The organism is Mesorhizobium sp. WSM4823 (assembly GCF_055811195.1).
The window spans coordinates 9863-20897 of the sequence record NZ_JBVVQL010000029.1; the positions used below are offsets into that span (position 1 = coordinate 9863).

At 61.8% G+C, this 11035-nt stretch carries 9 protein-coding genes, 1 tRNA gene and 1 pseudogene; all 11 read right to left on the reverse strand.

Going from position 1 to position 11035, the window contains the following annotated elements:
- Positions 1 to 122: 122 nt before the first annotated feature.
- Positions 123 to 4259, reverse strand: a complete 4137-nt coding sequence (rpoB, locus tag AC0L26_RS31310; protein ID WP_473636006.1) for a DNA-directed RNA polymerase subunit beta — start codon at positions 4257 to 4259, stop codon at positions 123 to 125.
- Between the two features lie 253 nt (positions 4260 to 4512).
- Positions 4513 to 4890: a 50S ribosomal protein L7/L12 gene (rplL, locus tag AC0L26_RS31315; protein ID WP_023680442.1), complete on the reverse strand. Its 378-nt coding sequence runs from the start codon at positions 4888 to 4890 to the stop codon at positions 4513 to 4515.
- Positions 4891 to 4944: 54 nt separating this feature from the next.
- Positions 4945 to 5463, reverse strand: coding sequence for a 50S ribosomal protein L10 (rplJ, locus tag AC0L26_RS31320; RefSeq protein WP_065011395.1), 519 nt, complete (start codon positions 5461 to 5463; stop codon positions 4945 to 4947).
- Between the two features lie 392 nt (positions 5464 to 5855).
- Positions 5856 to 6554 carry a 50S ribosomal protein L1 gene (gene rplA / locus AC0L26_RS31325; protein ID WP_473636007.1) on the reverse strand — a complete coding sequence of 233 codons (699 nt, stop codon included), beginning with the start codon at positions 6552 to 6554 and terminating at the stop codon, positions 5856 to 5858.
- 4 nt (positions 6555 to 6558) lie between these two features.
- Positions 6559 to 6987: a 50S ribosomal protein L11 gene (gene rplK, locus AC0L26_RS31330; RefSeq protein ID WP_029352163.1), complete on the reverse strand. Its 429-nt coding sequence runs from the start codon at positions 6985 to 6987 to the stop codon at positions 6559 to 6561.
- A 173-nt stretch (positions 6988 to 7160) separates the two neighbouring features.
- A complete protein-coding gene (gene nusG / locus AC0L26_RS31335) occupies positions 7161 to 7688 on the reverse strand; it encodes a transcription termination/antitermination protein NusG (protein ID WP_006333333.1) in 528 nt (175 codons plus the stop codon).
- 27 nt (positions 7689 to 7715) lie between these two features.
- Positions 7716 to 7919, reverse strand: coding sequence for a preprotein translocase subunit SecE (gene secE / locus AC0L26_RS31340; RefSeq protein ID WP_029352158.1), 204 nt, complete (start codon positions 7917 to 7919; stop codon positions 7716 to 7718).
- Positions 7920 to 8290: 371 nt separating this feature from the next.
- Positions 8291 to 8366 (reverse strand) — tRNA-Trp (locus AC0L26_RS31345).
- A gap of 163 nt (positions 8367 to 8529) precedes the next feature.
- Positions 8530 to 9014, reverse strand: a pseudogene (locus AC0L26_RS31350) (group II truncated hemoglobin).
- A 110-nt stretch (positions 9015 to 9124) separates the two neighbouring features.
- Positions 9125 to 10792 carry a COG3904 family protein gene (locus AC0L26_RS31355; RefSeq protein ID WP_473636008.1) on the reverse strand — a complete coding sequence of 556 codons (1668 nt, stop codon included), beginning with the start codon at positions 10790 to 10792 and terminating at the stop codon, positions 9125 to 9127.
- A 167-nt stretch (positions 10793 to 10959) separates the two neighbouring features.
- Positions 10960 to 11035: EF-Tu C-terminal domain-related protein (locus AC0L26_RS31360; protein WP_454589835.1), on the reverse strand; the 76-nt coding region annotated here is incomplete at its 5' end.

Here is an 11035-nt window from a genome sequence, read left to right on the forward strand (position 1 = left end):
TATGGGGCGGCACCCCCCTAAAAATAATTCTTGATTGTCCCGGCTCTGCGCCCAACCCTGGCACCCTATTTGGGGCGGCGGGGGGGCGGGCGGGGGGGGGGGGGGGGGGCGGGACGTCTTGTTTACTCGGCCGCGTCGGGCAGCCGAACCGGGCTCTCGTCCAGCTTGGTGTTCTCCAGCTCGACATTGAGGCCCAGAGACCGCATTTCCTTGACGAGAACGTTGAAGCTCTCGGGAATGCCGGCCTCGAATGTGTCGTCGCCTCTGACGATCGCCTCGTAGACCTTGGTGCGGCCGGCAACGTCGTCCGACTTCACCGTCAGCATCTCCTGCAGCGTGTAGGCGGCGCCGTACGCTTCGAGCGCCCAGACCTCCATCTCGCCGAAGCGCTGGCCACCGAACTGCGCCTTGCCGCCCAGCGGCTGCTGGGTAACGAGCGAGTACGGCCCGATCGAACGCGCGTGGATCTTGTCGTCCACAAGATGGTGAAGCTTGAGCATATATATATAGCCCATCGTCACTTTGCGATCGAACGGTTCGCCTGTGCGTCCGTCATAGAGCTGCGACTGACCGCTGGTGTGCAGGCCCGCCTGCTCCAGCATGATGTTGATGTCGGCCTCGTGTGCGCCGTCGAACACCGGGGTCGCGATGGAGACGCCGCGGCGCATCTGTTCGCTGAGGCGAACGACGCTCTCGTCGTCATAGTCGCGGATCGGCTCGTTGCGGTCGTTGGCCGGCATGAAGCTCTCGAGCGTCTTGCGCAGCGGCTTGATGTCGCCACCTGTCTTGTACGCGTCGATCAGCTCGCCGATCTTCTTGCCCATTCCGGCGCAAGCCCAGCCCAGATGCGTTTCCAGGATCTGGCCGACATTCATGCGGCTCGGCACACCCAGCGGGTTGAGCACGATATCTGCATGCGTGCCGTCCTCGAGGAACGGCATGTCCTCGACCGGAACGATCCGCGACACGACACCCTTGTTGCCGTGCCGGCCGGCCATCTTGTCGCCGGGCTGCATCTTGCGCTTCACGGCCACGAAGACCTTGACCATCTTCATGACGCCGGGAGGCATCTCGTCGCCGCGCTGCACCTTCTCGACCTTGTCCATGAAGCGCTGTTCGAGCGCCTTCTTGGAATCGTCGTACTGGCCACGCAGGGCTTCCAGTTCGCTCTGGAGCTTTTCGTCCTCCACCGCAAACTGCCACCACTGCGAACGCGGATACTCGTCGAGCGTGTCCTTCGACAGCTTCGAGCCTTTCTTGAACCCCTTCGGTCCGGCAATCGCTTCCTTGCCGACGAGAACGTCGGACAGGCGCGAGTAGACGTTGCGGTCGAGGATCGCCTGCTCGTCGTCGCGGTCCTTGGCGAGGCGTTCGATCTCCTCGCGTTCGATCGCCATGGCGCGCTCGTCCTTCTCCACACCGTGGCGGTTGAAGACGCGCACTTCGACGACGGTGCCGAAGGTTCCGGGCGGCATGCGCATGGACGTGTCGCGCACGTCCGATGCCTTTTCGCCGAAGATGGCGCGCAGGAGCTTTTCTTCCGGCGTCATCGGGCTTTCGCCCTTCGGCGTAATCTTGCCGACCAGGATGTCGCCCGGCTGCACTTCCGCACCGATATAGACGATGCCGGCCTCGTCGAGGTTCTTCAGCGCTTCTTCCGAAACGTTTGGAATGTCGCGCGTGATTTCCTCCGGCCCGAGCTTGGTGTCACGCGCCATGACCTCGAACTCCTCGATGTGGATCGAGGTGAAGACGTCGTCGGCGACGATGCGCTCAGACAAGAGGATCGAGTCCTCGTAGTTGTAGCCGTTCCACGGCATGAACGCGACCAGCACGTTGCGGCCGAGCGCCAGATCGCCGAGTTCGGTCGACGGACCGTCGGCGATGATGTCGCCCTTATTGACCCGGTCACCCATACGCACCAGCGGACGCTGGTTGATACAGGTGTTCTGGTTCGAACGCTGGAACTTCATCAGCCGGTAGATGTCGACGCCCGACTTGCCGGGGTCGAGATCTTCCGTGGCGCGGATGACGATACGCGTTGCGTCCACCTGGTCGACGATGCCGCCGCGGCGGGCGCCGATGGCGGCGCCCGAGTCACGGGCGACGATCGGCTCCATGCCGGTGCCGACGAACGGCGCTTCGGCGCGCACCAGCGGCACGGCCTGACGTTGCATGTTCGAGCCCATCAGCGCGCGGTTGGCGTCGTCGTTCTCGAGGAACGGGATCAGGGCCGCGGCCACCGACACCATCTGCTTCGGCGAGACGTCCATCAGATCGACGTTTTCGCGCGGCGCCATCATCACTTCGCCGGCGTTGCGGCAAATGACGAATTCGTCGACGAAACCACCGTTCTTGTCGAGCTCGGCATTGGCCTGCGCAACGTGGTGCTTGGCCTCTTCCATCGCCGAGAGATAGACGACTTCGTTGGTCAGCTTGCCGTTGACGATCTTGCGGTACGGGCTCTCGATGAAGCCGTACTTGTTGACACGCGCAAACGTGGCCAGCGAGTTGATCAGGCCGATGTTCGGCCCTTCCGGCGTCTCGATCGGGCAGATGCGGCCGTAATGCGTCGGGTGCACGTCGCGCACCTCGAAGCCGGCGCGCTCGCGGGTCAGACCACCTGGTCCAAGCGCCGAGAGACGACGCTTGTGGGTGATCTCCGACAGCGGGTTGGTCTGGTCCATGAACTGCGACAGCTGCGAGGAGCCGAAGAACTCGCGCACGGCGGCAGCCGCCGGCTTCGCGTTGATCAGATCCTGCGGCATCACCGTGTCGATCTCGATCGAGGACATGCGTTCCTTGATCGCGCGCTCCATGCGCAGCAGGCCGACGCGGTACTGGTTCTCCATCAGCTCGCCGACCGAGCGCACGCGGCGATTGCCGAGATTGTCGATGTCGTCGATCTCGCCCTTGCCGTCGCGCAGTTCGACCAGCGTCTTGACCACTGCCAGGATGTCGTCCTTGCGCAGCACGCGCACGGTGTCCTCGGCCTTGAGCTCGAGGCGCATGTTCATCTTGACGCGGCCGACGGCCGACAAATCATAGCGCTCGCTGTCGAAGAACAGCGAGTTGAACATGGCTTCAGCGGTTTCGAGCGTCGGCGGCTCGCCGGGGCGCATGACGCGGTAGATGTCGAACAGCGCGTCCTGGCGGCTCTCGTTCTTGTCGACGTTGAGCGTGTTGCGGATATAGGCGCCGACATTGACGTGATCGATGTCGAGAACCTTGATCTCGTCATCGCCGGCGCTGAGAAGCACCTTCAGCGTCTTTTCGTCGATCTCGTCGCCGGCTTCGAGGAAAATCTCGCCGGTCGCATAGTTGACGATGTCCTCGGCGAGGTAGTTGCCGAGCAGATCCTCGTCGGTCGCCTTGATCGCCTTGAGACCCTTTTCGCCAAGCGCCCTGGCCTGGCGTGCGGTGATCTTCTTGCCGGCCTCGACGACGACTTCGCCGGTGTCGGCGTCGACCAGGTCGCCAACGGCCTTAAGGCCGCGGAAACGCTCGACGTTGAACGGGATGCGCCAATGATCACCGGCGCGCTTGTAGGTGATCTTGTTGTAGAAGGTCGACAGGATCTCCTCGCCGTCCATGCCGAGCGCCATCAGCAGCGATGTCACCGGAATCTTGCGGCGGCGGTCGATGCGGGCGTGCACGACGTCCTTCGAGTCGAACTCGATGTCGAGCCACGAGCCGCGATAGGGGATGACGCGCGCGGCAAACAGCAGCTTGCCCGACGAATGCGACTTGCCCTTGTCATGGTCGAAGAAGACGCCCGGCGAACGGTGCATCTGCGAGACAATGACGCGCTCGGTGCCGTTGACGATGAAGGTGCCGTTCAAGGTCATGAGCGGCATGTCGCCCATATAGACGTCCTGCTCCTTGATGTCCTTGATCGACTTGGCGCCGGTATCCTCGTCAATATCGAACACGATGAGGCGCAGCGTCACCTTGAGTGGCGCGGCATAGGTCAGGTCGCGCTGACGGCATTCGTCAACGTCGAATTTCGGTCCTTCGAACTCGTACTTCACGAATTCCAGCATCGAGGAGCCGGAAAAGTCGGAGATCGGGAAGACCGACCTGAAAACCGCCTGCAGTCCCTCGTCAGGACGCCCGCCCTTGGGCTCCTCCACCATCAGGAACTGGTCATAGGATGCCTTCTGAACCTCGATCAGGTTCGGCATCTCCGCAACTTCCGGGATCTTTCCGAAGAATTTGCGTACGCGTCTGCGGCCATTGAAAGTCTGTGTCTGGGCCATCGTCGCTCCTTAGCTCTAAACTCGGGGCGAACCTCGCCGCGGCTCGCCTTGCATTCTCGGCCACCTCGGCGGCGGCCCCTAATTTGTTCACCTGCCACCTGTCGGTGGCTGGCCAAAACGGGAGAAAACCCGTTTCCTGAAGGCCGGTTTACGGCCCTCAGGAAAGAGGTTTTCGTACTCTTCGCGTTACGCAGCCTCCCTTGGCGCGAAGGGAGTGGCGGACGGCGCGAAGCCGCCCGCCAATATCAAACGCTTACTTCAGTTCGACCTTGGCGCCGGCTGCTTCCAGCTGGGCCTTGAACTTGTCCGCGTCGGCCTTGGAAACAGCTTCCTTGACCGGCTTCGGAGCCGCCTCGACCAGGTCCTTGGCTTCCTTGAGGCCAAGACCGGTGATGGCGCGAACTTCCTTGATGACGTTGATCTTCTGAGCGCCCGCCTCGGTGAGGACGACGTCGAATTCCGTCTTTTCCTCGACCGGAGCAGCTGCGGCCGCAGCACCGCCAGCGGCGGCAACCGCCACCGGAGCAGCTGCGGAAACGCCCCACTTTTCTTCCAGAAGCTTCGACAGCTCGGCCGCCTCGAGGACGGTCAGCTTCGAAAGGTCGTCTACGATCTTTGCCAGATCAGCCATTGCAATATTCCTTCATAAGGTTCGAACGTGTGTTTGTGATAGCGAGGAACGGCCTCATGCCGCCTCGTCCTTCCGGGCGTAAGCGCCGATGACACGCGCGACCGAAGCCGCAGGTGCATTGACGATCTGGGCGATCCGGGTTGCCGGCGTGGCGATCATGCCAACCAGCCTGCCGCGCAGCTCATCGAGCGACGGAAGTGTGGCGAGTGCCTTCACACCGTCGGCGTTGAGCGAGGTGGTGCCCATTGCGCCGCCGAGAATGACGAGCTTGTCATTTCCCTTGGCGAAATCGGACGCGACCTTCGGCGCCGCAATCGGATCCTCCGAATAGGCGATCAGCGTCTGTCCCTTGAACAGGTCGATGATCGATGCGGAGTCCGTGCCCTGAAGAGCGATTTTGGCGAGACGGTTCTTCGCGACTTTGACGGTGCCACCGGCGACGCGCATTTTCGACCTGAGGTCGTTCATTTGCGCGACGGTGATACCGGCGTAGTGGGCCACGACGACTGAACCAGCGCCCGAAAACGCTTCATTCAGGCCCGTGACGAGTTCGCGTTTTTCCGCTCTGTCCACTGCCTATCTCCAGTTGACCCCTGCCCTTACGAGGACAGGCGTCGGGTTGCCTTTTGCCGGCCGGGCCATCCAGTAACGGATCTCCCGAACGACGCTCGAGGATCCTGCCCCCTTTCGCCACACCAGCCGGCAAGCCGAATGGTGCGCAGACAAAAGGCAAACACGGTTCGAACCTTTCATTGGAGCAGTCGCTCCGTTGTCCGGTCTTCACCCGTCTCATGCAGGCCCACATGAATTAAGGCCCCCTTGAACTAAAGGCTTGGGGCCGCCCGCAATCTCGGACAGGATGTCCGGAAGCCTTTCGACTTCCGATACCGGGCCGCCGAGATAATCGGAGGCCCGGAATTCTGCTTGCGGATCGGTCCTTTAGCGGCCGATCCAAATCGTTCGTATCAGGACGCTGCCAGCGTCGAGACGTCGAGCTTGAGGCCCGGGCCCATCGTCGAGGTGACCGACACCTTCTTGACGTAGTTGCCCTTGGCGCCAGCCGGCTTCGCCTTGTTCACCGCGTCGGCGAAGGCGCGGACGTTCTCTTCCAGCGCCTTGACGTCGAACGAGATCTTGCCGACGCCGCCATGCACGATGCCGGCCTTCTCGACGCGGAACTCGACGGCGCCGCCCTTCGACGCCTTGACGGCGGCGGTGACGTCAGTGGTGACGGTGCCGACCTTCGGGTTCGGCATCATGCCGCGCGGGCCGAGCACCTTGCCCAGACGGCCGACCAGCGGCATCATGTCCGGCGTGGCGATGCAGCGATCGAAGTCGATCGTGCCCTTCTGGACGATGTCGACCAGATCCTCGGCGCCAACGATATCAGCGCCGGCCGCCTTGGCTTCCTCGGCCTTGTCGCCACGCGCGAAAACGGCGACGCGGACCGTACGGCCGGTACCGTTCGGCAGATTGACCACGCCACGGACCATCTGGTCGGCATGGCGCGGGTCGACACCCAGGTTCATCGCGACTTCAACGGTTTCGTCGAACTTCACCGACGACCGGTCCTTGAGCAGCTTCAGGGCCTCACCCAAGGCATAGGCCTTGTTGGGATCGATGCCTTCGCGGGTCTTCGATACACGCTTTGCAATCTTTGCCATGATCTCAGCCCACCACTTCCAGGCCCATCGAGCGGGCGGAGCCCTCGACCATGCGCATGGCCCCCTCGATATCGGTTGCGTTCAGATCTTTCATCTTCTGCTCGGCGATGGCGCGCACCTTGTCGCGGCCGATCGTTCCGGCCTTGACCTTGCCCGGCTCCTTCGAGCCCGACTTCAGGTTCGCGGCCTTCTTCAGGAAGTAGCTCACCGGCGGCGTCTTCATGACGAAGGTGAACGACTTGTCCTGGTAGTAGGTGATCACGACCGGAATCGGCGATCCCTTTTCCATTTCTTGGGTCTGTGCGTTGAACGCCTTGCAGAACTCCATGATGTTTATGCCGCGCTGACCAAGCGCCGGTCCGATAGGGGGCGACGGTGTCGCCGAGCCTGCGGAAACCTGGAGCTTGAGCTGGCCTGCAATTTTCTTAGCCATCTCTTTCCTGCCTTTATCTCATGCCGGCCCCACATCGGGGCAACACCGGCGGTTGCAGTCTGGTGGTGCGGTTCCTGCGGCCGGCCAAAGCCGCATTCGCCTTCCACCCGTTTTGGCCGCGCGATCTCCGCGCCGCCTCCCCTCGTCACCGAATGGGCGACGAGGATTTCGGATCAGCCCTTTTCGACCTGTCCGAATTCGAGATCGACCGGCACGGCGCGCCCGAAGATCGAAACTTCCACCTTGAGCCGCGCCCGCTCCTCGTCCACTTCCTGGACGAAACCGTTGAACGACGCGAACGGACCGTCCGAGACGCGGATCGCCTCGCCGATCTCGAAAGTGACCGACGGCTTCGGCCGCTCGACGCCTTCCTGCACCTGGTTCAGGATGCGCTGGGCTTCGGCCTCGGTGATCGGCACCGGCTTCGAATCACCCAGGAAGCCGGTGACCTTCGGCGTGTTCTTCACGAGTGAGAACACCGCGTCGGTCAGGTTGGCCTTCAGGAGCACGTAGCCCGGGAAGAACTTGCGCTCGGCATCGACCTTGCGACCGCGGCGGATCTCGACGACCTTCTCGGTCGGCACGACGATCTGCTCGATGTCAGCGGACAGGCCTTTCTGCTTGGCCTTGTTCTCGATGTCCTCGGCGACCTTTTTTTCAAAGTTCGAATAGGCGTGGACGATGTACCACCGCGCAGTCATTTCAAGACTTCTCCGTAATCGCCGGACTTAGCGTCCGATGCCCAGAATCTGCTCGACCGCGAGGCCCATGAGCTGATCGGCGGTAAAGAAAAAGATCATCGCGATCACAGCGAACGCCAGGACCATCACCGTCGAAATCATCGTTTCGCGCCGCGACGGCCAAGTCACCTTGGCGGTCTCCGAGCGAACCTGCTGGAGAAAGACGAAAGGATTTGTGGTTTTCGAAGCCATGTGCCGCCTGTCTTCGAGACCCGTTGACCGGATCTCCTGGATGATCCCGCTGGCCGGGATGTGCCGCCTGAGCCTGTGTTCGCGCCGAATCAGCGCAATCATTTCGCCCATGCAAATCGGACGCGTAAAGCCGGCTTCCCAGCTCCACGCGTCGCGTGTCTGTTTCGTCTACATAAAACCGATTCTTGATCCACGCAAGTGGCAAGTGTCCGCTTTATGACCAAACGCCGCCTCGGAACCATCCAGTCGTCCCGTCCCGGCTATGGCCCCTTATGCCTCAAGACAGCCTATATGGCAAGCCACCGGCGGATTTTCAAACGGCCAATGCTTGGAAGACCAGACAATTTTCATGAATTGGCCATTTCGAAAAATGGCACGGGCAGCAGGGCTCGAACCTACGACCTGCGGTTTTGGAGACCGCCGCTCTACCAACTGAGCTATGCCCGTATCCTGCGCATGTCGGCGCAGCAGGCGCTTCCTAAAAGCTTCCGCGCGCGCTGTAAAGAGGGTGCGTACTGCCCTGCCTTCATCTGCGGAAATCCAAGTGTTATTCCGGCCATTTCCCTTGATCCTTTGACTGCTCACGATCAAGCCGACCACTGCGATCTGGTCAGTTTCCGGAAGGCGGCGGCTTGTACGGTCCGCCGGGCACGCCCCAGCCCCAGGCCGGCATCGGCTCGGTCTCGGGATCACAGGTCGCGTCAAGGTTGGAGTTCATCTTGGCCAGCCGCGAACCCCACTCGATATAGGCCATGAAAGCCGAGCGAAATTCCGGATCATCCGGCAGCCCGACGTCATCAGCGGCGTCCACGAGCAGTTGATCCAGCGGCGGCGCTGTTCCTCGCTCAGGTGCTTGCCGAGATGGTGCATCACCATCTCGCGGTGGCCGCCATGATTTTCGCTGTAGGTCTTCGGTCCCCCAAAGATCTCGCCGATGAAGGCCGCGACATGACCGGCATGGTTCGGCGACATGTTTTTGAACACCGGGCCGACGATGGAATCCCTAGACACCTTGCCGTAGAAGGTTTGGGTCAAGCGATTCAGCGCTTCGCTGCCGCCGGCCCATTCGAACAGTGTCGGAGTATCCTGGCTCATTCTCGATCCTCGACTGGCCGGACTGTCACTGCTTCGGACGATAGCGGAACTATCCAACGTCGCTCAACCTGCCTCGATGGCCAGCTTGGGCCGGCTGCCGAGCCTGCGCCTTACAACTTGACCGGCACTTCGGCCTGAACCTCGGACGTCGAAACCACGCGGCAATTCTCCGGCATTGGCTCCGATTTGCAGATGGTCGGGCCGGTAAATTCATCGACCGATTCAAGCCCGGTCGTCAGCCCGACTTTCAACATCATTTCGGGTTCGAGCTGCCGATGGCGAGAAGCCGGTATCGACTGCATGACCGCCAGCAGACCGGGTTCGACTGCCATGTCCTTGAGATAGGTTTTGACGGTCTGCTCCAACCCAATCGAATGCACCGTCAACTGCGCACGGGGGCCGACAAGGCGCCTGACACCGCCGGCGAGCATGATCGGACAGGCTGCGCCACATTCGCCGCTCGCATCGATCGTCAGCCCGACATAGATGCCATCTTCGGCGGTGCAATACGCCTTGTCCGGCTCACATCCAATGAAGTCCGTCCGCGCGACCGCCACGTCGAGCTTGCGTTCCCGGATCAACCTTCCGGTGGCGAGAGCGCCGAGCACGTCACCTCCCGGTGAGTTGATCACTACGGGCAGTCGCCGATCGCCCATCGTCTCAAGCAGTTGGCGCAGCCGTTGCGGCGTTTGGGCGCTGATCGTGCCTTCCGCAGAGATCCATTCGGGACAATTGGGATCGCAGAGAGAACTCCTGCCTCGAACCAGAACGAAACGCATATCGCCAATACCGGTCCGCTGCACGGTTTCGCGTTCGACCGACGCGGCGGGAGCGGGCTTGGCGTATGCCACCACCTCGCCAGCGGGCGCCGCTATTTCCCTGCAGTTCGCGGCCGCGGGATCGGTGTTGCACAGGGTCGCGGCGGTCAGCAGATCGACGGCATCCAGGCTGGTGACGAGCTTCGTCTGCAACATGTCGTAGGGAGCCAGTTGCTGGATGCTGCTGGCCGGTGTGCTCTTCATCGTCTCGAGCACGCCTTGGCCGACGCCCATTTCCTTTAGATAGGCCGCCAGTCTTTTCTCCACCGGCTTGCTCATCTCGTAGGTCTTGTAGCTGCCGGCGTTCTTGCGGCCGACGATCTTCTTGCTGAGGATCTTCTTCTTGCCCCTCACCACGCGATAGGTGGTCCGGTACTGCAATTTCGTCCTGATATAGGTCGTGGTGATCTGATGAACGCCGAGATAGGCCCATTGCCCGACCACGCGCCTAATGCCGCCGGCAAACATCAGCGGACAAGCAGAATTGCAGATGGCACCGCCGGCATACGGACTGCCGAAATAACGGGCGCCCTTGCCGTCGTTTTCGTTGCAGTTCTTCACACCGGGCTGGCAGCCGATGAACCGGGTTTTGCCGACCGCGACATCGAGCTTGTTTTTGCGGATCAGGCGGCCCAGCGCCAGCGCTGCTTCGACGTTGCCGCCGGGAGAGTTCATGACGACAGGCAGTTTTCGACCGCCGAGCCCCTTGAGTGTGCGCTTGAACAGGGCCGGCGTGCCGGCTTCTATCGAGCCTTCGGCCGATATCCATTCCGGGCAGGTCGGTTCGCAACCAGGCGCGCTGCTGCGGACGACGACAAACCGCATCGCCGGGCCAAGATCCGGCGCGGACTTTTTTGTATTCGCCGCGAAGGCAGCGTGCCCCATGACAAGGAACGACGCCAGGCAGATTAGCCCCAGAGTCCACCATGTCCGGCCATTCAAACGGTGCCACGGAACCATTTGGGCAAGCCCCCGCGATGCAACCTATACTAGTTGAGGTTTGAAGGCTTGCAACAGGTTTTGGAACGACTGCGCAGGCGCATGTCGCAGGTGCCCCCAAAAGCAAAAAGGGCAGCCCGAGGACTGCCCTTTTGCTTTTCGATCTGGCCGGCAGATGCCGGTGTCGATTACTCTTTGATGGTGACGACGATGCCGGCACCGACGGTGCGGCCGCCTTCACGGATGGCGAAGCGCAGCTTCTCT

Excerpts from the sequence above, each read along its gene's own strand:
- rpoB (WP_473636006.1), bottom strand. The coding sequence starts at position 4,259 with ATGGCCCAGACACAGACTTTCAATGGCCGCAGACGCGTACGCAAATTC.
- rplL (WP_023680442.1), bottom strand. The coding sequence starts at position 4,890 with ATGGCTGATCTGGCAAAGATCGTAGACGACCTTTCGAAGCTGACCGTC.
- rplA (WP_473636007.1), bottom strand. The coding sequence starts at position 6,554 with ATGGCAAAGATTGCAAAGCGTGTATCGAAGACCCGCGAAGGCATCGAT.
- rplK (WP_029352163.1), bottom strand. The coding sequence starts at position 6,987 with ATGGCTAAGAAAATTGCAGGCCAGCTCAAGCTCCAGGTTTCCGCAGGC.
- nusG (WP_006333333.1), bottom strand. The coding sequence starts at position 7,688 with ATGACTGCGCGGTGGTACATCGTCCACGCCTATTCGAACTTTGAAAAA.
- secE (WP_029352158.1), bottom strand. The coding sequence starts at position 7,919 with ATGGCTTCGAAAACCACAAATCCTTTCGTCTTTCTCCAGCAGGTTCGC.
- AC0L26_RS31355 (WP_473636008.1), bottom strand. The coding sequence starts at position 10,792 with ATGGTTCCGTGGCACCGTTTGAATGGCCGGACATGGTGGACTCTGGGG.